General features: G+C 57.3%; 22 protein-coding genes, 1 tRNA gene and 1 pseudogene. 13 read left to right on the plus strand and 11 right to left on the minus strand.

Features of this window, described 5'->3' with window-relative positions:
• Window positions 1-22 precede the first annotated feature (22 nt).
• Window positions 23-1,306, minus strand: a complete 1,284-nt coding sequence (locus ACR0A2_RS12195) for a cytochrome-c peroxidase (RefSeq protein WP_480835193.1) — start codon at window positions 1,304-1,306, stop codon at window positions 23-25.
• Window positions 1,307-1,309: 3 nt separating this feature from the next.
• Here ACR0A2_RS12195 and ACR0A2_RS12200 point away from each other — a divergent pair, with 3 nt between their 5' ends.
• Window positions 1,310-1,780, plus strand: coding sequence for a tetratricopeptide repeat protein (locus ACR0A2_RS12200; protein WP_480835195.1), 471 nt, complete (start codon window positions 1,310-1,312; stop codon window positions 1,778-1,780).
• A 30-nt stretch (window positions 1,781-1,810) separates the two neighbouring features.
• Here the strand turns inward: ACR0A2_RS12200 and ACR0A2_RS12205 are convergent, their stop codons facing one another.
• Genes ACR0A2_RS12205 through ACR0A2_RS12230 form a run of 6 tightly spaced genes read right to left on the minus strand, consistent with a single transcriptional unit; the run spans window position 1,811 to window position 7,387 of the window.
• A complete protein-coding gene (locus tag ACR0A2_RS12205; RefSeq protein ID WP_152460164.1) occupies window positions 1,811-2,872 on the minus strand; it encodes a TRAP transporter substrate-binding protein in 1,062 nt (353 codons plus the stop codon).
• Between the two features lie 24 nt (window positions 2,873-2,896).
• Window positions 2,897-4,186 (minus strand): TRAP transporter large permease, encoded by a 1,290-nt coding sequence (locus ACR0A2_RS12210; RefSeq protein WP_171364655.1) that lies wholly within the window; start codon window positions 4,184-4,186, stop codon window positions 2,897-2,899.
• Entirely contained in the window at window positions 4,187-4,774 is a 588-nt protein-coding gene (locus ACR0A2_RS12215) for a TRAP transporter small permease subunit (RefSeq protein WP_480835197.1), read from the minus strand.
• A 53-nt stretch (window positions 4,775-4,827) separates the two neighbouring features.
• Entirely contained in the window at window positions 4,828-5,343 is a 516-nt protein-coding gene (locus ACR0A2_RS12220) for a flavin reductase family protein (protein WP_371808053.1), read from the minus strand.
• Window positions 5,343-6,233, minus strand: a complete 891-nt coding sequence (locus ACR0A2_RS12225; RefSeq protein ID WP_480835199.1) for an aldo/keto reductase — start codon at window positions 6,231-6,233, stop codon at window positions 5,343-5,345. The genes ACR0A2_RS12220 and ACR0A2_RS12225 overlap by 1 nt, the downstream gene beginning before the upstream one ends.
• Complete coding sequence (locus ACR0A2_RS12230) at window positions 6,233-7,387, minus strand: LLM class flavin-dependent oxidoreductase (RefSeq protein WP_480835201.1); 1,155 nt, start codon at window positions 7,385-7,387, stop codon at window positions 6,233-6,235. The genes ACR0A2_RS12225 and ACR0A2_RS12230 overlap by 1 nt, the downstream gene beginning before the upstream one ends.
• Before the next feature lie 105 nt (window positions 7,388-7,492).
• Between ACR0A2_RS12230 and ACR0A2_RS12235 the strand changes: the two genes are divergently transcribed.
• From ACR0A2_RS12235 to ACR0A2_RS12245, 3 genes are all read left to right on the plus strand, one after another.
• On the plus strand, window positions 7,493-8,203 hold the full coding sequence (locus tag ACR0A2_RS12235; RefSeq protein ID WP_480718360.1) for a GntR family transcriptional regulator: 711 nt from the start codon (window positions 7,493-7,495) through the stop codon (window positions 8,201-8,203).
• A 12-nt stretch (window positions 8,204-8,215) separates the two neighbouring features.
• On the plus strand, window positions 8,216-9,313 hold the full coding sequence (locus tag ACR0A2_RS12240) for a Gfo/Idh/MocA family protein (protein ID WP_480835203.1): 1,098 nt from the start codon (window positions 8,216-8,218) through the stop codon (window positions 9,311-9,313).
• A gap of 433 nt (window positions 9,314-9,746) precedes the next feature.
• A complete protein-coding gene (locus ACR0A2_RS12245; protein WP_480835205.1) occupies window positions 9,747-10,739 on the plus strand; it encodes a hypothetical protein in 993 nt (330 codons plus the stop codon).
• A gap of 110 nt (window positions 10,740-10,849) precedes the next feature.
• Here ACR0A2_RS12245 and ACR0A2_RS12250 read toward each other — a convergent pair.
• Window positions 10,850-11,470: pseudogene (locus ACR0A2_RS12250) on the minus strand (hypothetical protein).
• A 223-nt stretch (window positions 11,471-11,693) separates the two neighbouring features.
• Between ACR0A2_RS12250 and ACR0A2_RS12255 the strand changes: the two are divergent.
• The 8 genes from ACR0A2_RS12255 to ACR0A2_RS12290 all read left to right on the plus strand — a co-directional run bounded on the left by ACR0A2_RS12255 (window position 11,694) and on the right by ACR0A2_RS12290 (window position 20,541).
• Window positions 11,694-12,803: a GlxA family transcriptional regulator gene (locus tag ACR0A2_RS12255; RefSeq protein ID WP_480835207.1), complete on the plus strand. Its 1,110-nt coding sequence runs from the start codon at window positions 11,694-11,696 to the stop codon at window positions 12,801-12,803.
• An 82-nt stretch (window positions 12,804-12,885) separates the two neighbouring features.
• Window positions 12,886-14,025 (plus strand): aromatic ring-hydroxylating oxygenase subunit alpha, encoded by a 1,140-nt coding sequence (locus tag ACR0A2_RS12260; RefSeq protein ID WP_480835209.1) that lies wholly within the window; start codon window positions 12,886-12,888, stop codon window positions 14,023-14,025.
• Complete coding sequence (gene betC, locus ACR0A2_RS12265) at window positions 14,022-15,551, plus strand: choline-sulfatase (RefSeq protein WP_480835211.1); 1,530 nt, start codon at window positions 14,022-14,024, stop codon at window positions 15,549-15,551. Before ACR0A2_RS12260 ends, betC begins: the two co-directional genes overlap by 4 nt.
• Window positions 15,551-16,348 carry an SDR family NAD(P)-dependent oxidoreductase gene (locus ACR0A2_RS12270; RefSeq protein ID WP_152460175.1) on the plus strand — a complete coding sequence of 266 codons (798 nt, stop codon included), beginning with the start codon at window positions 15,551-15,553 and terminating at the stop codon, window positions 16,346-16,348. Before betC ends, ACR0A2_RS12270 begins: the two co-directional genes overlap by 1 nt.
• Before the next feature lie 148 nt (window positions 16,349-16,496).
• Window positions 16,497-17,429 (plus strand): 3,5-dioxohexanoate:acetyl-CoA acetone transferase, encoded by a 933-nt coding sequence (kce, locus tag ACR0A2_RS12275; protein WP_171331073.1) that lies wholly within the window; start codon window positions 16,497-16,499, stop codon window positions 17,427-17,429.
• Between the two features lie 15 nt (window positions 17,430-17,444).
• Window positions 17,445-18,863, plus strand: coding sequence for an aminobutyraldehyde dehydrogenase (locus tag ACR0A2_RS12280; protein ID WP_480835214.1), 1,419 nt, complete (start codon window positions 17,445-17,447; stop codon window positions 18,861-18,863).
• On the plus strand, window positions 18,863-19,597 hold the full coding sequence (locus ACR0A2_RS12285) for an SDR family NAD(P)-dependent oxidoreductase (RefSeq protein ID WP_152460178.1): 735 nt from the start codon (window positions 18,863-18,865) through the stop codon (window positions 19,595-19,597). The genes ACR0A2_RS12280 and ACR0A2_RS12285 overlap by 1 nt, the downstream gene beginning before the upstream one ends.
• A complete protein-coding gene (locus ACR0A2_RS12290; RefSeq protein WP_480835216.1) occupies window positions 19,597-20,541 on the plus strand; it encodes a 3-hydroxyacyl-CoA dehydrogenase NAD-binding domain-containing protein in 945 nt (314 codons plus the stop codon). Before ACR0A2_RS12285 ends, ACR0A2_RS12290 begins: the two co-directional genes overlap by 1 nt.
• 531 nt (window positions 20,542-21,072) lie before the next feature.
• On the opposite strand, the gene ACR0A2_RS12295 is transcribed toward ACR0A2_RS12290, so the two are convergent.
• The 3 genes from ACR0A2_RS12295 to ACR0A2_RS12305 form a co-directional block, all read right to left on the minus strand.
• Window positions 21,073-21,149 (minus strand) — tRNA-Pro (locus tag ACR0A2_RS12295).
• A 15-nt stretch (window positions 21,150-21,164) separates the two neighbouring features.
• Entirely contained in the window at window positions 21,165-21,512 is a 348-nt protein-coding gene (locus tag ACR0A2_RS12300) for a hypothetical protein (protein WP_480835218.1), read from the minus strand.
• Between the two features lie 27 nt (window positions 21,513-21,539).
• A complete protein-coding gene (locus ACR0A2_RS12305; RefSeq protein WP_480835220.1) occupies window positions 21,540-22,655 on the minus strand; it encodes a THUMP domain-containing class I SAM-dependent RNA methyltransferase in 1,116 nt (371 codons plus the stop codon).
• Between the two features lie 297 nt (window positions 22,656-22,952).
• On the opposite strand from ACR0A2_RS12305, the gene ACR0A2_RS12310 reads away from it, so the two are divergent.
• Window positions 22,953-24,296: a Na(+)-translocating NADH-quinone reductase subunit A gene (locus tag ACR0A2_RS12310; protein ID WP_480835222.1), complete on the plus strand. Its 1,344-nt coding sequence runs from the start codon at window positions 22,953-22,955 to the stop codon at window positions 24,294-24,296.

Genomic DNA, 24,296 nt, shown 5'->3' on the forward strand with positions numbered 1-24,296 from the left:
AGCTAAATGATGTGAGAGATGGCTAAGGAGTAAATCCTTTCGGCACACCGAATATCGGCGAGTCCACGCTGCGACCTGTCAACGAATTCAGAAAAGCAATCAGGTTTTCTATTTCTAATTCCGTGAGTTGGATCGGATCGATATCAATTTTCTTGCGTTGACGTGCCATTTCATATCGGTCCTGCCAAACTAGGAAATCCGTTTTTTGCAACCATGGCACCTCGGGTAAGGCAGCCATTTGGGGGGTCCATTTGTCCAGGCTGGCCTGCGGATCCAAATGATGGCGAATGACGCTTTCAAGATCGGGGAAGGCGCCATTGTGACCGTATGGTGCGGTCAGGGCAACGTTACGGAGCATCGGGGTGCGGAACCTGTAGGCATCCTCAAGGCGGTTGCTTTCACCCATGCGGCCGACATCCCGGACGAAGGGATCCCACTGCCGGGTGCGACCCGGCCCAAAGGGTGGCAAACCCAATGCATGGAACGTCTGATCTGACATGAGCGGACCGGTGTGGCAGACGGAGCAGCGAGCTTTGCCGTAGAACAGCCTCATCCCCTCGATTTGCGCCGGTGAAAGGGCATTCATGTCGCCCGCAAGATAGTGGTCAAACGGGCTGTCGGTGCTGCGCCACTCGATCGCCATGAAAGCGGCCAGAGCGTTGGCGACTTGCGTGATCGTGATGTCCTCGGTCGTCTCGATCTCATCAAAGGCGGCGACCATGGCCGGACCATAGCGCAGATCGGTGCGGACGCGTTTCGCCAGAATGGGCCAGCCCTTGTCGATACGATCATGCACCGCGCCTGTGACTTCATTTTCAGCCACATTGCCCGCCATCTCGAATTGTGAGGTCAGGGGGAACAGAGCCTGTGCCGCCAGCAGGGAGTTCAGGCCTTCGGGCAGCCACTCCTGCGCCGGGGAATTGAAGCCGTTGCCGTAGACGTCGGAAATGCTCAGCCTGCCGTCGTGAAAGACGGTGTGTATGTCCTTGGCCCCAAGATTCCACAGGCCCGGAGAGTTGCGAGGGATGCGTTTGCGTATTCTGTCGGCCCCGGTGCCGGGTGTGCGGTCCGGCCCCAACCCCTTCCCCCCTTCTCCTATGCCCAGAGACAACCCGTCCGAAGTGCCGAAATCCGGGTGGTGACAATGGGCGCAGGCGATGTTGCGGTTGCCTGACAGGATCGGGTCGTAAAACAGTTGATGACCGATGGCGGCCTGTTCCATATCAAAGGGGATAAAGTCATCATCGGTCAGCGGGCGCGGCAAATCCTGTGCCACAGCGGCCCCGACCCAGAAGAAGGCAACCATCCCATGCGCCAGCTTGCTCTTGCCCTTTGCGTATTTGCGTCTCCGGCTCTGGCTGAACTGGAACAAGCCCGCGATATGATGGAAGCCGGACAGTTTGCTGCCGCGCGCGAGGAACTTCTTCCAGCCGCGCGCTCGGGCAACGCCGAGGCTGAAGAGCTGATCGGCGTGATGTACGGGCTGGGTTTGGGGGTCGAGCAGGATTACGAACGGGCCTTTGAATGGTATCTGCGCGCCTCGATGAAGGGGCATCCGGGGGCGCAATCGGGCGTTGGCTGGTACTACGAATTGGGTCTGGGCATGCCTGCGCCCGATCTGGTGCGTGCGTATATGTGGTACACGCTCAGCGCCATTGGCGGCGACCCCGACGCGGCGATCAGCCTTGAGGAAGTGGTCAAGAAAATGTCGCCGGAGCAGATCGAAAAGGCGCATGTTATGGTCAACGACTACAAAGGGTGGATGTACCCGTTTCGGTGAGGGCCAGGCCGCAAAGCCCGGCCCAACCGTTCACTTCAGATCCGCATCGCGAGCGGCGTTGACGTCCGCCTCAGCCGCCGCGACTGCCTCGGTCAGTGCAGCAAAGATCTCGTCGCCACGCGCAACGTTGGACTGGAACCAATCATAGACTGGCGTTGCGGCCTCTTTGAACGCAGCCTTCTGATCGGGTGTCAGCACATAGAGGTCTCCGCCACCGGCGACGAAATCCTCATAGGCTTGGATCGACTTGCGCTTGGGGGAGGCGAAAGTGGCCTGTTGCAGGGCATAGAACCCGTCGACCACGACGCGGCGCAGATCCTCGGGCATCTCCTGGAACTTGGCGTTGTTCATCCACCACAATGCGCCCATATAGGCGTGGCCGTCCAGCGTTACGTATTGCAAGCCCGCATCCGGGAATTTCATGCCCATGATGTCGGTGATGCCGTTCTTGGATCCTTCAACGACACCGGTCTGGAAGCTGGTGAACAGTTCCGGCCACGGGATTGGGGTGGGCGACGCACCCAGCGCCTTGACCAGTTCCTGCGGCAGGTCGGCGACGACGGTGCGGATTTTCAGACCTTCCATATCCGCAGGCTCGGCAATGCGGCGCTGTGTGTTGGCAAAGTTGCGCCAGCCGCCGGTGTTGCCGATGGTCATCAGACGGATCGCGCCGCCCGAGTCCTCAAGCGCCATGTCGCGCATTGTGCGGGTGAAATCGCCCGACAGGACATGCTCGGCAATGCGGTCATCGGCCATCAGATAAGGCAGGTCCAGAACCTGCACGTAAGGAAAGATGCCTGAGGCACCGCCCGAGGTCGAGATGTAGATGTCGATGGTGCCGTCTGCCACGCCCTGCAAGCATTCGGCCCCGTTCGAGCAAAGCTGTGTGCCGATGAACAGTTCGACCTCGATCGCGCCGTTCGAGGCAGATTCGACATAGTTCTTGAAGACGATCAGCCCGTCATAATCCTCATCGTTTTCGTTCGAATTTGCGGTTGCGCGCAGTGTATAATCGGCGGCTGTCGCGGCCATGGCGGACGCCGCCACCAGCGATGTGGCCACCGCTGCGGTTTTGATGAATTCTCTGAGCATGCGTTTCCTCCCTGTGGAACTCAGTTAGTTGGCAAATCCCGTTATCCTCGGGATCGTCATGGATAGTGCGGGTATGTAGGTGATCAGGAAAATCACGATGATTTCGACCGCCAGGAACGGCAGGATCGCCTTGGCGATGGTTTCAACCCGTTCGCGCGATACGGCGGCAGCCACGAACAGGACCAGGCCCATTGGCGGTGTGGCGAGGCCGACGGTCAGGTTGACGCTCATGATGATGGCAAAATGGATCGGGTCGACGCCGAGGCTGGTGAAGATCGGGCCAAGGATTGGTCCAAGGATGATGATCGCGGGGCCTGCGTCCAGGAACATGCCGACGATGAACAACAGCAGGTTGATCAGGAACAAAAGGATCAGCGGGTTTTCCGACAGGCTGAGGATCAGCGAGGCCAGTTGTTCCGGCGCATGGCTGAGGCTGACGACCGTCTTGAACGCCATCGCAGCACCAACCAGCAGCAGAACAACGGCTGAAGTCATGCCTGCATTGCTGAGCACCTCGGGGACCTCTTTCCATGTCAATGTCCGCAGGATGAAGAACCCGATGATGAAGGCATAGCCCACGGCGACTGCCGCAGCCTCGGTCGGTGTGAAGATACCACCCAGAATACCGCCCAGAATGATGACCGGTGTCATCAATGGGAAAAAGGCCTTCAAACTGGCCTGACGCCGCTCGGGCCATGTGTATTTGCGGCTGGCGATGGGGAAGTCATAGCGGTCGGCCATCAGTTTGATCATCAGCATCAGACCGACACCGACCATCACGCCCGGAACGATCCCCGCCAGAAACAACGCGGCCACGCTTTCGCCCATCACATAGGCGTAGATGATCATGATGCCCGAGGGCGGAATGATCGGCCCGATCACCGAACTCGCCGCCGTGATCGCGGCTGCGAATTTGCGGGTATAGCCCTGTTTCTCCATCGCCGGGATCAGCATCGACCCAAGCGCCGAAGTGTCCGCCACGGCGGACCCGGACAGGCCCGCGAACAGAATCGAACTGAGGACATTCACATGCGCCAGACCACCGCGCAGGTGCCCCATCAGGGCCTGCGAAAACTCGACAAGGCGGATGGTGATGCCGCCTCGGTTCATGAGCTCTCCGGCCAGCATGAAGAAGGGGATCGCCATCAGAGGGAAGCTGTCCATACCGTTATAGACATTGCGATACAGCAGCGTGATGTCGTTCGTCTGGCCGTTCAGCCACAGCAGGATTCCGGGCGCCGCCAGCAAAGCGAAAAAGACCGGCAGGCCGATCAGCAGGAAAATCAGGAAGGTGGGCAGGAACCAGATCAGCATTTATTCGGCCCCCACTGCCGCATCAGGAATTTCAGGCAACAGGTGGCCGCCGCCCAGCAGAGTGATGAAGGATCGCAGGATCAGCTCGATATTCACCGAGATCAGCAGGATGATCCCCGCCAGCAGCGATGCCATCATCCAACTGCGAGGAATGCGATACCATTCGTCGAACCCGAAAGAGGTGGGCAGATACAGCGCGGCAGTGGCGAACTTGCCGCCAAAGCCGGTGACCTCGGACCAGCCGATATTGACCGCGACCAGCAGGACGGCGAGCGCGATCAAAAGCAGGAACAGATTCAGCGTTTGGCCGATGATGCGGGGAAGGAGGCGTTCCAGCATGTCGATGGCCACAAAACCGCCGCGCCGAAACGCGGTGGGCGCCATAAGACCGGTCATCCACAACATGCAGAACCGCGCGGCCTCATCCGGCCACGGCAGCGCATTGCCCAGAACGTATCGGAAAAACACCTGGATCAGAATTGCGATCACCATGAGCGCAATCGCAACAACACCAACCGCGCGCCCCAGACGCAGCACGGTTTCGTTCACGAATGCAATCGGTGCAAGCACCGATGCCAGTCCGCCCATGCGGATCCTCCCTTGGTCAGCCGTAGGTGTCCCCCACGGTCATCAAATCGCGCTTAGACTTTCGCGAATTGGCCGAGTTTCCCGGCATAAAAGGTTAGCGCGTCTCCATCCGACATGCTGGCCCGTAGAACTTTTCCAACCACAATAACGTGATCGCCTGCATCGTGATACGCGTGCTGTTCGCATTCGAACCGCGCAAGGCAGTCCGCCAACACCGGTGTCCCATTCTCACAGCGCTCGTGGCTGATGTCCCGCAGTGCAAAGGCGTCTTTCGAGCAGCCGAAACACAGCTCGGCCTGGTCCGACGACAGCACATGCACGCTGAAATGACGGGCCTTGTGGAAATAGGGGAAGCGACGCGAGTTGCGGTCTCCGGCCCACATGATCAGTGGTGGGTCGAGCGACAGGGACGAAAAGCTGTTGGCGGTGATGCAGACCGGACCGTCCGCGCTGTCGCAGGTCACGATGGTGACACCGGTTGCAAAGCGGCCGAAGGCGTCGCGCAGGGTACGTGTGTCGTCCTTATGTGGAATGAAGGTGCGGGTCATGTCCTTTGAGATTGCGTTCATCATGGTACCTCGTGCCCCAGTGCCGCCTCGTACAGGCGGAACCAGCTTTCGCGATCCAGTTTGACTTTCAATGCGTCCGAGGCGCGTTTGATCCGGTCAAGATTGTTGGTGCCCAGAACCGGCAGGATGTTGGCTGGGTGGGCCAACAGGAACGCCACTGCGACGGCGGCGCGATCCACGCCGAACCCGGCTGCGATTTCATCGGCGACGACCCCAACCGGCGGGTTTCCGGCCATCAACAGGCCTCCACCCAGCGGCGACCATGCCATCAACGGATGGCCATGCTGTTGGTGAAAGGCCAGATCACCGTTGGTGAAAGGGCTGATCTGACCCAGCGAAATTTCGATCTGGTTGGTGACCAACGGCGTATTCATCGCCGATTGCAGCAACGACCAATCCCACGGGCGGAAGTTGGACACACCCACCGCGCCGACCTTGCCGCTGGCGACAACCTCATCCAGGGCGGCTCCGGTTTCATAGTGGTCCATCATGGGGTCCGGGCGGTGGATCAACAGCAGATCGATGTGGTCAATCGCCATTTCCGACAACGACGTGTCGACCGATTTCAGAATGTGGGCGCGCGAGGTGTCGTAGTATTTTACCTTCGCATCCGCGTAACGGCCAACCGGCGCGACGATGTCGCATTTGGTGACGATCTCCATCTTCTGACGCAGGTTTGGATTGGCGCGCAGGGTGGCACCCAGCACGGCCTCGGCCTGGTAGCCGCCATAGATGTCGGCCTGATCGAAGGTGGTGATACCCTGATCCAGACAGGTCTGAATCTTGGCCTCGACATGGCCCGCGGACGTGTCACTGTCATCGCCCAACCGCCACATGCCATAGACAAGGCGGCTCATCTCCAGCGAGTCAGATAGTTTCACACGTTGCATCAGCGGCGTTCTCCGTTGCCCAGCGGTGTGGCCGGGGTCGATTTGGGAACCCTTCCGTAAGCTTCGGGAAGGGAACAGGTTTTCAAATTCGGCAACACGCGGGCGCCGAAATGGCGGGCTTCGTCCAGATGCGGGTAGCCCGAGAAGATGAAAGCGCGGATACCCATCTTCTGGTATTCCTCGATCTTCGACATAACCTGATCGGTCGATCCGACCAGCGCCGCCCCACAGCCCGAACGCGCGCGGCCAACACCGGTCCAGAGACCGGGTTCGACATAGCCGTACTCATCCGCCAGATCGCGGTTCCTGGCCTGATGCGCCACCCCCAGCGAGGTCGAATCCAGCGCCCGTTCGCGGATGGCGCGACCGTATTCGTCGTCCAGCTTCGAGACGATGTAATCCGCATATTCCTGTGCCTCAACCTCGGTATCGCGAACGATCATATGGACACGCAACCCGTAATCCAGCGTGCGGTCGTAGTTTTCAGCGACGGCGTGAACGGCCTTCATCCGTTCGGCCAGTTGATCCTTGGTTTCAGGCCACATCAGGTAGACGTCACAATGCTCGCCGCACAGATCCAAAGCAGAGGGAGAATAGCCGCCGAAATAAAGCAGCGGTCCGCCGGTCTGATATGGCTTGGCCGGGTCGGTGGTCAGGCCCGAGAAGTTATAGACCTCGCCTGCATGATTGATCTCATCCCGCGTCCAGGCCTGTTTCAGAATCTCCACCACTTCGCGCGAGCGCTGATAGCGGAACGCGCTGTCGGCCTTCTCACCGGGAAAGTCGGATGAGATGATGTTGACCGTCAAACGCCCCTTCAGCATGTGGTCCAGCGTTGCGATGGTGCGGGCCAGCATGATCGGTTGCATCTCGCCACAGCGCACGGCGGCCAGCAGGTTGATCCGCTCGGTGATCGGAGCGCAGCCGGCGACAAAGCTCAGCGTGTCTTGACCGACCTGATAGGAGGACGGGCAGAGGATGTTGCGAAAACCCTGCGCCTCGGCCTCTTTCACAATGTTCGAGCAATGCTCCCAACTCGACCGCAGGGCACCATCGGGAACGCCAAGGAACTGGTAATCATCGGAACACAGCGCAGCGAACCACGAAACTTCGGCCGCATCCAGATCGGGGGATGTGATGGGGACGATGCTCATTTGATTCACGCTCCGTACATCTTTGACTTTCCTCTTGCGTAGCAATCGCTTTGATGTAGATCAATAGTGTATCAATTTTTCCTGCGACCGAGTGAAGCGTCTGCTGTGCCTGCATCCAACCGAAACCCCAATGCCCTGCCGGTATATATTCAGATCGCGGAACTTCTGATCCGTGACATCGCGGCTGGTCGCCTTATTGACGGTGAACGATTGCCGCCCGAGCGCGAGATGGCCGCAGAGCTGAATGTCTCGGTTGGAACGCTGCGAAAGTCGCTCTCAGAGCTGGAAAAAAAGGGGATGTTGGAGCGTATCCAGGGCTCGGGCAACTACATACGCGAGACCGGTACGCAAAACAGCGTCTATGCAATGTTCAGGCTGGAACTGCCGGAAGGGGGTGGCCTGCCTCGTGCGGATATCCTGTCGGTTGACCATCTGAAGAAGCCGGTCGATCTGCCGAAATTCGGCGCTTCTGACGCCGGTTCGCGTGTCCGGCGGATGCGCTACCTGAATGATACAATCATCGCTGTCGAAGAAATCTGGCTGGACGAATCAGCGGGCCTGATCGACCAGAGCCTGCTGTCCGACTCGCTCTATCGCTATTATCAGCGCCAGTTGGGCTTTTGGATTGCAAGAGCCGAAGACAGGGTTTCAGTCCGGCCTCTACCGGACTGGACGCCTTCTGACTTCACCAAGCCAGCCGGCCAAGCAGTCGGTTACATCGAGCGGTTCAGCTGGTCGGAAAGCGCCGAACCCGTCGAATTCTCAAAAACTTGGTTCGACCCGGATCGGGCCAACTACGTACAACGTCTGAAGTAAAAGGAATCGCACATGACCCGGACCATCAAATACGGGCTGATTGGATGCGGAATGATGGGGCAAGAGCACCTGCACAATATCGGATTGCTGGAAGGTACCAGTGTGTCTGCGATCTTTGAACCAGATCAGGAGATGGCAAAAGCCGCCAAGGCAATTGCGCCAACTGCAACCATGGTAGGTTCCGTGCAAGAGCTTCTGGCGGTAGAGGAACTGGACTGCGTCGTCATTGTCAGCCCGAACCATCTTCATGTGGACCAGATCTGCGAAATCGCTGAAACACGTCCTCTGCCGCTTCTGGTAGAAAAGCCATTGTTCACCGACCCGCAGGACGCGCCCCGGCTCGAGCAGTTGCAGCGCGACTACCCCTGCCCGATTTGGGTTGCGATGGAGTACCGGTACATGCCACCTATCGCTGCTTTGATCGACAAGGCCGAGGCGACAGGTGGGGTCAAAATGCTGTCGATCCGCGAGCATCGTTTTCCCTTCCTCGACAAGGTTGGCAACTGGAACCGGTTCAACCGAAATACCGGCGGTACATTCGTCGAGAAATGCTGCCACTTCTTCGACCTGATGCGTCTGATATTGCAATCCGATCCGGTGCGTATCACGGCAAGCGGCGGGCAGGCGGTGAACCACTTGGACGAAAGTTACGACGGTCAATCCCCGGATATTCTGGATCACGGCTATGTTCTGGTCGACTTTGCTTCGGGTGCGCGCGCGATGTTGGAACTTTGCATGTTTGCCGAAGGCTCACGCTATCAAGAAGAAATATCGGCCGTCGGACCGGACGCCAAGATCGAGGCGTTTGTCCCCGGACCCGGACGATTCTGGCCCGACCATTTGGGAACCCCGCCGCTGCCGCAGGTGATCCTGAGCCCGCGCAATCCCAAAGGTCCGGTATCAATGGACGTTCCGGTGGACTCCACCCTTTTGGCGGCTGGGGATCACAATGGGTCGACCTACTATCAGCACAAAGGGTTCCTGTCCGTGCTTCGTGGCGAAACAGCAAAACCGGATGTGAGTTTGAAGGACGGCCTCTGGGCTGTCAGGATGGGGCAAGCGGCACAACAGGCAATTGCAACCGGTGAAACGGTTTACTTGGCCGACTGATCGGGGCCGGAGTCCCGGGTGCGTTATGCGATCACTAAAAGACCCCTTAGACTGTTGTCGGCAATGTCTGTCATCCTATGACTAGGACCACGATCGCTTGATTGGTTTAAGAGGGTCAAGCTCGCTGAAACTTCAATCTGCACTGCGCTGTGCTCATGCAGAACGCGGCGGTTCTGGAATGTCTGGTCTTTGCTTTTCTGTCTGGTCAAGCGCGTCACGGGGTTCTGAGCTTAGTCACTGTCGAAGATTCGCATTCTAAACTAAGTTGAGTTACAGATTATTGTGCCAACTCAAGTGCCGACAGGTAAAAAGGAACACATAAACTAAATAATATCAGTATCTTATGCGCGTAATAACGAATTCTCTCTCACTGCTTTGTATTCTGGCCATCTTTTCGGTGACCTCAAGACCTTTGCAAGCTTGCTCAGTCTGCGTGACCTTGCCTGAGGCTTCGTCGGCTGATCACATTATTTCCGCGGATATTATCGTTCTGGCCGGTCCCACACCGGACAACCCGTTCCGGTTTTCTCCGGTTCACATTCTGAGAGGGACAGAACAGAAAATCTCAACGCTGCCGGAAATACCGTTTCTGATCGACAGCAAGACCCGCGCAGCTTTCCGGTCCAATCCAGAAAAGACGGTTCTCTTCACCTATGGCGCAACCGACAAGGATGGTGCAGGGCGTAGCATTTCACGAAGCTGGAAGCGCTTATTCATGATGACGCCAGACAGATCTCGCTTTGTTGAGGATTTAATAGCTGTTGGAGGATCGTGGGCGTACGGCGACAATGACGGCTCGGAGCGTGTTATGTTCTTTGCGGGCTATCTAAGCCACGAAGATCATGTGCTGAGAAACATCGCTATGGTTGAAATCTACCGTGCCCCATATGAATTTGTTCATCCACTTCGGAACACGGTGCCCACTGAGCAGCTCCTGCAAGAATTTCGTAGCCTGAACAGGATCAGTTACATATCCGTCGCGGTGCGTCTGCTTGGCTTGCAATCTGACGAACAGGCAGCCTCTGTTGTGCGTTCGCGATTTGAACAGGTTTTGAAAAGCAATGGTCAAAACCTTTATGAATGGGCTCTCGCAGGTATTGAAATCGACGGCGCCCTTGCAGTCACTGCAATTGAGCGAGCGCTGCAGCGCCCCGGCTGGCTACTGCCCGAAAAGCAATCCCTGATCCGGGCTTTGACCGAAGGCGGCACGGTTTTGCCTGAACTTCGCGCTCAGATTATTGGCATTTTCGCGAGTGAACTCGAAAAGGACGTTAATCTAGCGCCGCGGATCGCAGTTGCCATGCGGAACTGGGGCGAGACCGCCCTGAATCACCAATTTCAAGCGCTTATCGTGAGGGGTGAAATTGATCCCGCGACACAATTTGTTCTCGGAACAATAATCGGCGCGGGGCAGGTCACCGATTGAAAGTGAGCTGTGCGCTGTTCTTTGGCACAAGTAATGCGAGATGGATCTCGACCACCCGTTTTCAGAGTTTTTTGGCGTTGGTCTCTTTGTAACGGAGGCTCTGGTTCGGTTTACGTTTGAGTTAAAGTGGCAGCGGCTTGGTTCTGAAACCTTCGGTTTCTGATTGTTTGCTTCTTGATCTCCACTCTTATGTTCAGGATTTCGGCGCCTCGGCCATGGTAGACGTCGGCGGGCGTCAAGTTGGCCAGGCTCTCGGGTAACAGTAGTTGTTGTGATCGACAAAGGTGCCGATCTGTCGCTCAAAACCTCCGGGTAGGAAGTAAATTTCCAAGAGAACCCAGTGCTTCTTAGTTTGGTACCAACGCTCGAACTGGAGTGGGGTTTGTGTGTGGTGCGGCGCACCGTGCACGTGATCCGAGACAGTCCGCCAAATCACCCGCGGCGTATGTCGAGCCGTTTCCGCTGAGCAGCCTTGGCTCGTGTGCGACCATGACGTGATCTCAGTCCGAGGTCTCAGGGGCGGTCACCTACCGAGCCGTGTCGCCCGCAAGACGGGCTCTCCAAGCTTCCGGGAACTCCTTCGACCAGAAGTAATAAAAGCTTTCGGTAATGCCCTCGCGGAGACACAGCGCCGCAATGCTATCCTCATCGCGCAGACCGGCCGGGACATTACCGACATTCTATTCGGCCCAGTAATGCTTGCGGGTCTTGCGTTTGATGTTCCTGACCAGCTTTTAATCTGCGTCTTTCTAAGTTCCGGATTTCTTGTTCATCTTAGCTTGCTAATAGGTTCAATGAACTCGAACCCCTCCGCTACACAGATCCCTAAATCTACCCGGTGGGTGCTTAAGTCAGACAGCGGAAAATGGAAGATCCTTCGTCGCAGTTCGAGGCGAAAGATAAGCTTGAGTCGCTGCAATGCACGTTGCGCTTCGCGCCTGATTCAGCCTTGAGTTGGTCGTCGATTTTACTTGTCTGGCCGCACTGTCTACCGTTGAGAATGAACAGAAGGGAGTTGGCGACATGGTCGAGGGCGGCGGGCCGGACAGAACAACCGAACTGAGAATCGCTGTAACACCATTTTTCAACTTGGCGGCCACGATGTCATTTATCGATCCCTTTCGTGCCGCCAACTATCTCGAGGGAACAACACTGTTCCGATGGCAACTTGTGTCCGAGGCGGGCGGAATGGTGACGGCCAGCAATGGCGTTGAAGTCAACACTGCCAGGTTCTCAGAGGCTGGAATGAACAAAGCGGACATGCTTTTCGTCTCGTCAAGTTGGGAGCCGGAGCGCCATGTTTCTGCTGCGTTGCGCGCGAACCTCAGAAATGCCGCGAAACGTCAGGCAATCTTGGGCGGGCTAGATACAGGTGCCTTTGTTCTGGCCTATGCCGGGTTGCTGGAAAACTATACGGCAACAGTCCATTATGAACATATTGATGCGTTTCAAGAATTGTTCCCCAAGACGGGTATCAGTGAAGCACTGTGGGTCATTGATCGCCGTCGTGTGACTTGCAGTGGGGGTGCGGCTTCGCTCGATCTTGCCCTGCATCTGATCCAGCAGTCTCATGGTAGCGCTCTTGCAAATGCCGCTGCACGCTATGTGTTTGCCCCCCCGATACGCGCCCACGGGGCATTGCAGTACCCCGAGAATACCGAGCCTTTGGGCAACTCTGTTCCAACAAATGTGCGTGCCGCAATTCGTGTCATGGAGGCAAACCTTGAAACGCCACTCTCCATTGCGGAGGTTTGCAGGCATGTCGGGTTATCACATAGGCAACTTGATCGGCTCTTTGCGCAATGCGTGCGAAAAACGCCAGCACTTTACTACCGCGATATCCGCCTCGACCGGGCCCGCGGCCTTGTAACCCAAACTGACCTGACCATGTCGGAGATTGCCTTTGCGAGCGGATTTTCAAGCCAGGTCCACTTTAGTCGGGCCTACAAGGACCGCTTCGGTCTCCCGCCGAGCAAGGATCGTGTGCAGGGACGCATTCCATTCGAGTTCCGAGCGTGGCCAATGCACCGCGCACCAAAGCCTAAGGCGAAAAAGGTTAAGTAGTCGGCGATTCATGGTAAGTCTTGTGGTTTGATCCGCGAAATGCTGGTGCAGTGAGTTCCTGATTCCAGTCGTGAGGACAGCCATGACGCAGTTTCCAGATCAAAATGCGTTCGAAGCAATCAAGTATGGCTTTGACCCAGATCCAAATCGTGCGCTTTCGTTGCGCAAAGAGGCTTACATTGACGCAAACTGGTTTGAGGTCGACCGTACGGAGATCCTTGCCAAGTCTTGGCAATGGGTTTGTCACGTCGAAAAGCTGCGTACGCCGGGGTCATACGTCGCCACACATATCGCGGGGCACCCAATCGCTGTCGTCAGGGATAGGGAAGGGGTCTTGCGCGCCTTCTACAACGTCTGCAAACACCGCGCCCATGAGCTGTTGAGTGGCGAAGGCGAGACGACCCGTATCATGTGTCCCTACCATGCTTGGGTCTACAAGCTTGACGGTCAACTTGTCCGCGCACCTGAAACAGATCACCTTGAGGACTTCACGCCACGCGATATCTGCCTAGATGCTGTTCAGGTGGAAGAGTTTGCCGGTTTCGTTTTCGTCAACCTCGACACGCAAGCTGCCTCGCTGTCGGATCAATCCGGCAATCTGGAGACCGAAATCCGCCACTGGGCCCCTGATATCGAACAACTCACCTTTGGGAAACGACTGACATACGACATCAAGTCGAACTGGAAGAATGTCGTCGACAATTTCCTTGAATGCTACCACTGCCCGACCGCCCACAAGGACTTTTGTGATCTTGTGGACATGGATACGTACAAGGTCACGACCTACGGTATTTATTCCAGCCACATGGCAGAAGCGGGGCAGAACGCCAACTCCGCCTACGACGTCTCCAACGCGACTGTAAAGACCCATGCGGTCTGGTGGCTGTGGCCCACAACTTGTCTGATGCGATACCCGGGCCGGTCCAGCATGATCGTGCTGAATGTCATTCCGGTCGGACCAGATCGCACGTTGGAGACCTATGACTTTTTTCTTGAGACGCCTGAGGCTGATCCGATGGAAATCGACGCGATGCGCTATCTGGATGAAGTGCTTCAGGTTGAAGACATCGATCTGGTCGAAAGTGTACAGCGAGGAATGAAAACGCCGGCCTTTACGCAAGGTCGAATCGTGTCGGACCCTTCAGGATCCGGCAAATCCGAACATGCCGTTCATCACTTCCACGGGCTGGTACTTGATGCTTACGCAAAGGCCGCTCCATGACGCAGCCGAATATTGTTGTGGTGATGGCCGATCAGTTGGCACCACATTTCATTGGTGCTTATGGGCACAAGGGCGCCAAAACCCCGCACATGGACAAACTCGCGGCACGCGGGATGCGATTTGACGCCGCTTATTGCAACTCGCCGCTCTGTGCGCCGTCGCGATTTGCTTTCATGTCCGGGCAATATGTCAGCCGAATTGCGGCTTATGACAACGCGTCGGAATTCCGTGCCAGCGTGCCTACCTTTGCACACTATCTCAATGCTCTGGGATATCGCACGTGCCTGTCAGGCAAGATGCACTTCGTCGGACCTGACCAGATGCATGGGTTTCAAGATCGGATTACGACCGATATCTATCCCGCCGATTTCGCTTGGACGCCGGACTGGGAAGCCCATGATGAGCGGATCGACAAGTGGTACCACAACATGCAGACCGTCAAGGAAAGCGGTGTGGCAATCGCGACATTCCAAACGGATTACGATGACGAGGTCGAGTTCGCAGCGCGCCGTTGGCTGATCGAGCGCGGACGGGATCACGCAGCCGGCGACGTCTCTCCGTTCTGCTTGGTGGCGAGTTTCATCCATCCTCACGATCCATATGTGGCGAAGCCAGAATTCTGGGATCTCTACGCCGATTATGAAATCGACTTGCCGCAAGACCTCTCTCTGGAAGAGCACGACCCGTTCTCACGCCGTGTGATGGATGGGATCGAAGCCTCCACTGTGCCGCTTTCGGATGAAGAAATCCGCCGCGCACGGCGCGCCTATCTGGCAAATGTGAGCTATTTCGACAGTAAAGTCGGCGCAATCGTCAAGGCGCTGGAAAATACGGGTCAGATTGACAACACATTGATCATTGTGACCGCGGATCATGGAGACATGCTGGGTGAACGGGGTCTTTGGTACAAGATGACGTTCTTCGAACACTCTGCCCGTGTGCCCCTAATCTTCGCAGGCCCGGATGTGGCCGAAAGCACGGCGCCTCACGCGTGCTCTCTCGTAGACCTGCTTCCGACCTTCCTGGAGGTTGCCGGAGGGACACCCGACATGCTGGGCGAGCCTGTTGACGGTCGGTCCCTGATGCCTTTGGCGCGTGGGGAGGATGCACCAGAGGACATTGCCATCGGCGAATACTGCGCAGAGATGACACCTTGGCCTGTGTTCATGATCCGGCGCGGGACATTGAAGTATATTCACTGCGATGTGGATCCACCGCAGCTTTATGACCTGTCTCAGGACCCGGATGAGCGTGTCAACTTGGCGGATGACCCGGCCTACAGTGATGCAGCCGCTGCCTTTGCATGCGAAGTCGCTGAGAGATGGGACAGCGAAAGGCTCCGGGCTGATGTTATGCGCACCCAGAAATCGAGGCGCGCGCTTCATGCCGCGATGGAGTCCGGGGCAAGCGAGCCATGGGATTACAACCCGCCGCGCGACGCCAGTCAGGAGTATGTTCGCAATCACATGGATTGGACTGCGGCAGCCGCGCGCTACCGCTTTCCACCGATGGGGGAAACAAATTGATGGATATTCAAGACGGCAAGGTGGCCCTTGTGACGGGCGGACGGGGCGGCATCGGCCGTGCGATCGTGGATCGGCTGACCCGAGAAGGTGCCGTTGTCTACGCAGCCGATCTCAGTGAAAGCGGATCCGTGTCCAACCCAGCAGGGGCCGATAGCCATTTTCTCCGACTTGATGTCACCTCAGAACCCGAGGCCATTGCAGCTATGGAGAGGATAAAGACTGAGCACGGCAAACTCGATATTCTCGTGAACGCTGCGGGCATCGAGATCGAAAAAACGATTGAGGATACAAGCCTTGAAGAATGGAACCGCTCGTTTGCGGTGAACGTGACAGGCACATTCCTGACGTCCAAATATGCGCTACCTTTGATGCGCAAGGCGGCAAAGAGCGGCAGTTCTGCCTCTGTCATTAACTTCGGATCATATGACGGTTTCATCGCTGATCCGGGACTGGCGGCGTATTGTGCAACGAAAGGTGCGGTTCATGCCCTGACCCGCGCGATGGCCTGCGATCACGGGCCCGAAGGCATCCGGGTCAACGCGATTTGCCCTGGCTACATCGACACACCGATGCTGCAAAGCTTTTTCACCGGCGACGGCTCGGGCGGCGGCGGCAAGACGATTGACCAGCTTCAGCAAGCTGTGCGCGATGTGCACCCGATGCGCACTTATGGAACGCCAGACGATATCGCAAACCTCGTGAACTGGCTCGCCAGCGATGAGGCCCGATATGCAAGCGGACAGCTTTGGGTGCTGGATGGAGGCCTTAGCGCTCAAGTCCAGCAGATGCGGCTATGAAATGCGCCGTCAACCCCAGGAAGGTCGCCGACAAGGGTGCTTTACGGCCACGCTATGCGCTTGGTGAAACCCCCGAGATTCATCTGATCTACCGACCCAAAGAGGTGCGTTACCATTTGCGCCGTGTTGTTTCGCAGGAGGCCCCGGAATGCCAAAATCCGTAATCATCACATGCGCACCGACCGGGGGCATCCACACCCCGACAATGAGCCCTCATCTGCCCATTACACCAACCGAGATCGCAACGGCCAGCATAGAAGCCGCCGAGGCCGGTGCCTCCATTATCCATTTGCATGCCCGCCATCCCGAGACCGGCAAACCCGATCCCAGGCCAGAATTGTTCCAGCAATTCATGCCTGTCATCAAACAATCCACAGATGCCGTGATCAACGTTTCAACCGGCGGTGGTCTTGGCATGTCCATGGACGAACGCATGTTGGCGGCCACGACAACAAGCCCCGAAATGGCATCCCTCAATGTGGGGTCCCTGAACTTCGGAATCTTCCCGATGCTTCAGAAATACACCGAGTTTCAGCATGATTGGGAACGCCCTTTCCTCGAAATGACCGAGGATTTCATCTTTCCCAACACGTTCAGGACAATTCGCTATGCCATCGAAAAGCTTGGGGGTGAACATGGCACACGGTTCGAATTCGAGTGCTACGATCTTGGCCATCTCTACAATGTAAAATGGTTCGTTGATCAGGGTCTGATCAAGCCACCGTTTTTTATTCAGATGGTGTTCGGAATCCTCGGCGGTGTGGGCGCTGATCTCGACAACCTGATGCATATGCACACCATAGCCGACCGGCTGTTCGGGCCGGAGAACTACGAATGGTCGGTGCTGGCTGCGGGGCGCCATCAGATGCCATTTGCGACTCAGGCGGCCCTGTTGGGGGGCAACCTTCGTGTGGGGCTCGAAGACAGCCTGTTCATCGGCAAGGGCGAACTGGCGACATCCAATGCCCAGCAGGTCCGGAAAATTCGAGACATCGTGGAAAACCTCGGGCTTGAGGTTGCAACACCTGCCGAAGCCAGAGAGCGGCTCGCGCTCAAGGGCGCGGACCGGGTGAATTTCTGATAGAAGGGAACGGGCATGCAAGGCAAATTGCTTATCAATGGGGAGATGGTGGAAGGGGAGGGTGAGGCCCTGGCCATTTTGAATCCCGCGACTGGAGAGAAGATTGGTCAGGTCGCAGAGGCAAGTTCGGACCAGGTAGAGGCCGCAGTAAGGTCATCTGAAGAGGCGTTCGAAACCTTCCGACATGTCCCGCCGGCCGAACGGGCCGCGCTGCTGATGCAAATCGCCGATATTATCGAAGCCAATCAGGATGAGTTGGCGGAGCTTGAAAGCCTTGATGTCGGCAAACCCTGGCCATCGGCACGCGATGATGAGTTCCCTCTTACCATCGACACATTCCGCTTCTTTGCAGGGGCGGCCCGGACCATGACGGGATCGGCCGCGGGCGAGTATGTCGCAGGCCACACAAGCATGATCCGCCGCGACCCGGTTGGCCCTGTGGCGGCGATTGCCCCTTGGAATTATCCGTTGATGATGGCCGCCTGGAAACTTGCAGCCCCTCTTGCAGCCGGCTGTACAGTTGTTCTGAAGCCTTCCGAGATCACACCTTTGTCCACGTTGCGCCTTGCTGAACTTTTGCAGGATGTCTTGCCCAAAGGGGTGCTGAATGTGATTCACGGGCGTGGTCCCACGATTGGGGATCAATTGATCAACAGCCCTCAAATGGAAGCAATCACTGTCACGGGGTCCCCGGCCACTGGCATGGCCGCCATGCGCGCCGCCAGCGAGCAAATCCGCCATGTGCATCTGGAACTGGGTGGCAAGGCCCCCGTCATTGTTTTTGATGATGCCGACCTGGACGCTGTGGCTGAAACGATCCGCTATGGGAGCTTTTTCAATGCCGGGCAGGATTGTGCGCAACCGTGCCGGATCCTGGTCCAGGACAGTGTGTATGAAAAATTCGCGGCCATGGTCGAAGCGCAAGTAAAAGAAATAAAAGTTGGCGCACCCAAGGCTGAAGGCACCGAAATGGGTCCGATGGTTTCCGCAGCTCAGCGCGACCGCGTTTCCGCCTTTGTCGACCGCGCACGCCCTGGATGCGAGATCGTCACAGGTGGCGCAAGCGAAGGTGGAAACGGGTTCTTCTATCAACCGACGGTGTTAGCAAACGTCGATAATTCAGCAGAGATCGCAACGGATGAGGTCTTTGGGCCCGTTGTGACGCTTTCCCGTTTCTCGGACACGGATCATGCCGTAAAGGTGGCGAATGCAGGTCGATACGGACTGGCATCCTCGGTCTGGACGACCGACGTGGGACGGGCGATGTCGATTACATCTCGCCTGCGCTACGGTTTCACATGGGTCAATACGCATGGTGTAGGCACACCTGAAATGCCTTGGGCCGCGATGAAAGGCTCCGGCACGGGCTGTGATATGAGCGTCTATGCGCTCGACGCCTATACGTCGATCCGTCATGTGATGGTGGCGCACTGATGCGGCTTGCGGGAAAAAAAGCGTTTGTTACTGGCGGGCGCCAGGGAATTGGACGCGCCATCGTCGGTGCTTTCCTAAAGGAGGGCGCCGAGGTAGTGACCTGCGGGCGGGGTGGAGCCCCTGACGGCCTGCCCTGTGAATGGCACGATCTGGACGTCAGTGATCCGGTGAACGTCCAAATGGTAGCCGAGGCTGTGGGTGCGTTGGACATTCTCGTCAACAATGCCGGGGTCCAGGTGGAAAAGTCAGTGACGGAAAGCACCGACGCGGATTGGGATCTAGTGATCGGCGCCAACTGTCGAGGGGTGTTCAACTGCTGCCGTGCCTTTATTCCGACCATGAAATCCGGCGGGAGCATCATTAATATCGGCTCAATCTCTGGCAAGGTCGCGGACCCTTCGATGGCTCTCTACAATGCGTCCAAAGCTTTCGTGCATGGGCTCACGCGATCTATCGCCGTGGATCATGGGCCAAGCCTGCGGTGCAATGCGATTTGTCCGGGATGGATCAATACCGGCATGCTTGAGGCCGCGTTCGAACTTGCAAAGGATCCTGTCGCGGCAAGGCAAGACGCACTGGCCCGTCATCCCGTTCGTCGGTTTGGCGAGCCGGATGACATTGCATCCATGGCTGTCTGGCTCGCCTCTGACGAGGCAAGCTTCGCAACGGGTCAGTTCTTTACCGTCGACGGCGGCATGACGGCCGCGTCGCCACTCAACCCCGGAGTGTTCTGATGTCGGATATCTCACATACTGCAATTCTTGGTGCCGGCGTTATTGGTGCAAGCTGGGCTGCGCTGTTTCTCGCGGCTGGTCGATCAGTTACTGTTTACGACCCGGCACCAAACTCTGAAGAGCAAACCCGCGCTTTCATTGAAACAGCTTGGCCCACGCTTGAAGAACTCGGCCTGACCGACAGAGCCACTCCGAACGCATTGGCGTTTGCAGAAACAGCAGCATCTGCGGTCGATGGTGCAGACTTCGTGCAGGAGAATGTTCCAGAAAGAGAAGCGATCAAACACGCACTCTATTCTGAAGTCGAACCAGCCCTGAGCGAGGATGCGATCGTTTCTAGTTCCACATCAGGCATGACGCTGGAGGCTTTACAAGCTGGTTGGCAAGATCCTGCGCCTTTCATCCTCGGACACCCGTTCAACCCGCCACATCTTATCCCGTTGGTAGAGCTCACTGCAAACGCGCAAACAGGTGATGGCGTTCTCGAACGAGCCGAAGCGTTTTATCACGACATAGGCAAGGTCACGATCCGCATCAGGAAAGGCTTGCCTGGCCATGTGGCGAACCGCCTTCAGGCAGCCGTCTGGCGCGAAGCGGTCCATATGGCTGCCGAGGGCGTTGCTTCGGTCGAAGACATTGACAAGGCCATGTGGGCGGGCCCCGGTCTGCGATGGGCGGCCATGGGGCCGACGATGTTGTTCAATCTGGGAGCGGGAGAGGGCGGTCTGCGCGCCTTTTGCGATCACTTCCGGGATACGTTTAACGGATGGTGGGACGGGTTGGGTCAGCCACACTTGAACGACGACGTTATCGAAACGTTGGTTCAGGGCATAAACGAAGAAGCAAACGGTCGATCCCCGCAGACACTCGCGGCCGAGCGAGATGCGCTTATTGTTGCCATGCAAAAATCCCTCAAAAGCATTCGACTAGAATCGAACACTTGAACGCTGTACATTCGTGACAGCGCATTGAGGAGGCATCACCGGCCGAATTTCGGAGTCCTGGCTGCGCAGTGTGTCGACAATCCGTTCCGCCGTGGCCGCGCCAAGGCCCTGTTGTAGCCTCGTGATGAGGTTGCCTTCGCGGGCGGCAAAGGTTTGGAACACCGAATGTACGACAAAGTTGGTGCTTTTGATTGTCTGGGTCTCTTCCTCGATCCCGACGTGCCAATTCTTCTGTCCGCCGCCTCCGGCATATTGTTTTCAGCTTGGGCATGCGCGGCATGACCCTGGAAAACGCCACTGCCTTTTCTGCGATATTGCGCGAGACACTGTAGAATTTCTACCGTTCCTAAAGCCTGGATGCGCCCAAGAAAGCTGCGGGTACTAGGGACTAGAAGATATCAGGGTCCCCTGCTGTGGAAGGTTTCTGCCGGTTACGAATGAACTGAGTAAAAACAACCCGCGAAGCGTTGCGGAAATCGTTGCGGGAAATACACTGAAAGCAAAACGGCGTCCTTGGACGCCTTGTTTTATTGGTCGGAGTGAGAGGATTCGAACCTCCGACCCCTGCCTCCCGAAGACAGTGCTCTACCAGGCTGAGCTACACTCCGACCGTGGCGGGTGATCTATACGCGGCGCGTCTGATGCGCAAGAGGATTCTGTATTTCGATCACCCGAATCTTTCGAACGCAACAACCAATAAAAGGCCGCGCACCGACAAGGTCGGAACCCGGTAATTTGAGCAGGTCTTCACGAATCGAAAAAACGAGCGGTTGCATGTCTGCGTTCTTCTGGTTGATCGGCACGCAAGAGTGTCCGCCAATTTGTTCACCCCTGCCGGTCAGGTCACAATTGCACCGGTGCCAAGAGGTCGAGAGGTTCACAGGCACGTTGAGAGACAAGGGAATCGCCCCCCTTTGAAGCGGAAACCCTGTGGTTTTCTTGCCCGCTCTTGCCCGCGCAGCCATCGTCATGAATTGGTTGTGCAGCGTCCCAGGCAATCACGGCAAGGGATCTGTTTTGTACAGACGAATTTTGGTTCCACCATGGTCGACGACCGGTCCTGGCGCCAGCAAAGGCAGGCGTGTGGCCCGGGCAAGCCCCGGAGAGCTGGTGATCACGCCGACCCGCCATCCCCGAAACCGGTTCATCAAGGTCTTGCCCATCGCACCATAGACCGAACGCAAGCGTCTTTCGTCACCAATCCGTGCCCCGTAGGGCGGGTTCACAATGACCAGCCCCGCAGGACCGTCGGGGGGGTTTATGTCACTGACGGAACGCTGTTGAAACCGTGTCACAGCACCGACTTGGGCCCTTTCGGCATTGGCAGCCGCCGCGTCAACCGCACCCAAATTGCGATCCGAGCCGTAGAAAGTAAGCGCGCATTCCGCCGTCTTGGTTTCCCGTCGCATTTCCTGCCACTGATCAGGGTCAAAGCCCGCCAGGTCCTCGAATGCAAAACTGCGGGAGCGGCCAGGGCGCAGACCCAGAGCGATTTCGGCGGCCTCGATCACGAAGGTACCCGATCCGCACATCGGGTCCAACACGGGTTCATCACCCGAGTAGCCACACTCTCTGAGGAACATGGCGGCCATTGTTTCGCGCATTGGGGCCTTGGCGATGGCTTCCTTGTGACCGCGTTTGTGCAACGGCTCGCCGGAACTGTCGACCGAGATCGTGCAGATGTCTTTCTCGATTCGAAGCAAGACCCGAAGGTTTGCCACGGATGAAATCGAGGCGCCCAAAGTCTCGGATATTGCCCGCTCGATCCTCTGACGCGCTGCACCCGCATGGTAAATTCTGGATTTGCGGCTGATGGCTTCGACCTTGACCGGCACGTCAGGACGCAAAACGGTGCCCCAAGGAAATTTCCGGGCACGTTTGTCCAATTGGGCAAGGTGCACGGCGGGGAAACTGCCCAGCCGCACCAGAACCTTGTTGGCGCCGCGCAGTGTCAGGTTGGCGCGCCAGACCTCGGGCCATGAACCCTGGCATGTCACGCCGCCCGGTACAGTTCTGACCTGTGCGAATCCGTTGAATCGCGCCTCGTCAGCAAGAGGCGCCTCGAGGCCCGGCGTGGCAACCAGAAAGATTTCCAAATCTGTGTCTTTTTCCATTCCGGTTGCTTACACTGGAACCTTGGTGGGCGCGATATGCAATTATACGCCATGGATTCAGAAGAAATGACCGATCAATCGCAGGTTTGTGTGGTTGATCCTCAAGTTTTGGCGGTAACAGGTTTGCGTTTGTGACCTTCCCCGCGTAAAGGGTCCTTGATCGGAAATACGCCTGCGGATTTTGGACCGTTTTCGACGCTTTTGCGACGGAGGTTCGAAAAAACCGCGCTATTGCATGACCCCGAAAGGGCGTTGGCAGAGCTGGCGCAGAAAAGAGGCTTGGAAGAACGTAGCAACATGCAAACTTTCAAACTGAAAAAGGGGCTGGATCTGCCGGTGGAAGGCGCTCCTGACCAGACCATTCACCCGGGCCCGGAATACTCGACCGTTGGCGTCCTGGGCGGTGACTACATCGGCCTGAAACCCAAGATGCTGGTGCAGGAAGGCGACAGCGTCGTACGTGGCGCGCCGCTGTTCTGTCACAAGGACGCGCCTGACGCGATGATGGTCGCACCGGTAAGTGGCAGGGTCGTCGCGATCAACCGTGGTGCCCGTCGGGTGCTGCAAAGCGTCGTGATCGAAGTGACAGATGCCAATGACGCCGGTGTTGATTTCTCGGGCATAGGGGATGCCGACAGCGCCGAAGGCGTGACGGCCAAGCTGTGCGCCGCCGGCCTGTGGACGTCGTTCCGCACGCGTCCCTATTCGAAAATGCCGAATCCCGGCGTCAAACCGGATGCGATCTTTGTCACGGCCATGGACAGTGACCCGCTGGCCGCTGACGCTGCCACGATCATTGCCGAGGCGCCCGAAGAATTTACCGCCGGTTTGGCGGCAGTCAGCAAATTGACCGAGGGCAAAACCTATCTTTGCCAAAAAGAGGGTGACACGATACCCGGCGCAGATGTCGCCGGTGTCGAAACTGCATCTTTCGCAGGCCCGCACCCATCGGGGCTGGCCGGAACGCATATTCACTTCCTCGAACCCCTTGCAGGCGACAAGCAGGTCTGGACCATCGGGTATCAGGATGTCATCGCCATTGGCCGCCTGATGCTGACCGGCCATCTGGATCCGAATGTCGTGATTGCCCTGACGGGGCCGGGTGCGCGTCAACCACGTTTGATCCGTACCGTGATGGGCGCATCAACTGACGATCTGACCCGCGACGAAGTCGATGTGGACGGCACGCCCCGTGTCATTTCGGGTTCGATCCTGTCGGGCCGGCACGCTGAGGGTCCGACCGCCTATCTGGGCCGGTTCGCGCGCCAGATCAGCATCATCCGTGAAGATCCCGATCAAATCCCGTTAGGCTGGATTCGTCCGATGCCGTCGAAATACGCGGTCCAGCCTGTATTGGGTTCGGCATTCGCCAAGAAGCTGTATGCCTTCACGTCCAACCTGAACGGCGGGCGTCGGGCCATGGTGCCCACAGGTGTTTTCGAAGAGCTGATGCCGCAGGACTATCTGCCCACTCAGTTGCTGCGGGCGCTGCTGGTAATGGATACGGACACTGCCCAGGCCCTGGGTGCGCTGGAGCTGGACGAAGAGGATCTGGGCCTTGTGGGCTTTGCCTGTCCGGCGAAATATGAATACGGGTTGGCGCTGCGCGACTGCCTGAGCAAAATTGAAAAGGAGGGCTGA

It is taken from the genome of Ruegeria sp. H8, from assembly GCF_056532905.1.

Coding starts and splice junctions, on each gene's coding strand:
- ACR0A2_RS12225 (WP_480835199.1), bottom strand. CDS start 6,233: ATGCAACGTGTGAAACTATCTGACTCGCTGGAGATGAGCCGCCTTGTC.
- ACR0A2_RS12195 (WP_480835193.1), bottom strand. CDS start 1,306: ATGGTTGCCTTCTTCTGGGTCGGGGCCGCTGTGGCACAGGATTTGCCG.
- kce (WP_171331073.1), top strand. CDS start 16,497: ATGCCAAAATCCGTAATCATCACATGCGCACCGACCGGGGGCATCCAC.
- ACR0A2_RS12285 (WP_152460178.1), top strand. CDS start 18,863: ATGCGGCTTGCGGGAAAAAAAGCGTTTGTTACTGGCGGGCGCCAGGGA.
- ACR0A2_RS12310 (WP_480835222.1), top strand. CDS start 22,953: ATGCAAACTTTCAAACTGAAAAAGGGGCTGGATCTGCCGGTGGAAGGC.
- ACR0A2_RS12300 (WP_480835218.1), bottom strand. CDS start 21,512: ATGACGATGGCTGCGCGGGCAAGAGCGGGCAAGAAAACCACAGGGTTT.
- ACR0A2_RS12280 (WP_480835214.1), top strand. CDS start 17,445: ATGCAAGGCAAATTGCTTATCAATGGGGAGATGGTGGAAGGGGAGGGT.
- ACR0A2_RS12240 (WP_480835203.1), top strand. CDS start 8,216: ATGACCCGGACCATCAAATACGGGCTGATTGGATGCGGAATGATGGGG.
- ACR0A2_RS12305 (WP_480835220.1), bottom strand. CDS start 22,655: ATGGAAAAAGACACAGATTTGGAAATCTTTCTGGTTGCCACGCCGGGC.
- ACR0A2_RS12290 (WP_480835216.1), top strand. CDS start 19,597: ATGTCGGATATCTCACATACTGCAATTCTTGGTGCCGGCGTTATTGGT.
- ACR0A2_RS12205 (WP_152460164.1), bottom strand. CDS start 2,872: ATGCTCAGAGAATTCATCAAAACCGCAGCGGTGGCCACATCGCTGGTG.
- ACR0A2_RS12210 (WP_171364655.1), bottom strand. CDS start 4,186: ATGCTGATCTGGTTCCTGCCCACCTTCCTGATTTTCCTGCTGATCGGC.
- ACR0A2_RS12260 (WP_480835209.1), top strand. CDS start 12,886: ATGACGCAGTTTCCAGATCAAAATGCGTTCGAAGCAATCAAGTATGGC.
- ACR0A2_RS12270 (WP_152460175.1), top strand. CDS start 15,551: ATGGATATTCAAGACGGCAAGGTGGCCCTTGTGACGGGCGGACGGGGC.
- ACR0A2_RS12215 (WP_480835197.1), bottom strand. CDS start 4,774: ATGGGCGGACTGGCATCGGTGCTTGCACCGATTGCATTCGTGAACGAA.
- ACR0A2_RS12200 (WP_480835195.1), top strand. CDS start 1,310: ATGCGCCAGCTTGCTCTTGCCCTTTGCGTATTTGCGTCTCCGGCTCTG.
- betC (WP_480835211.1), top strand. CDS start 14,022: ATGACGCAGCCGAATATTGTTGTGGTGATGGCCGATCAGTTGGCACCA.
- ACR0A2_RS12220 (WP_371808053.1), bottom strand. CDS start 5,343: ATGAACGCAATCTCAAAGGACATGACCCGCACCTTCATTCCACATAAG.
- ACR0A2_RS12230 (WP_480835201.1), bottom strand. CDS start 7,387: ATGAGCATCGTCCCCATCACATCCCCCGATCTGGATGCGGCCGAAGTT.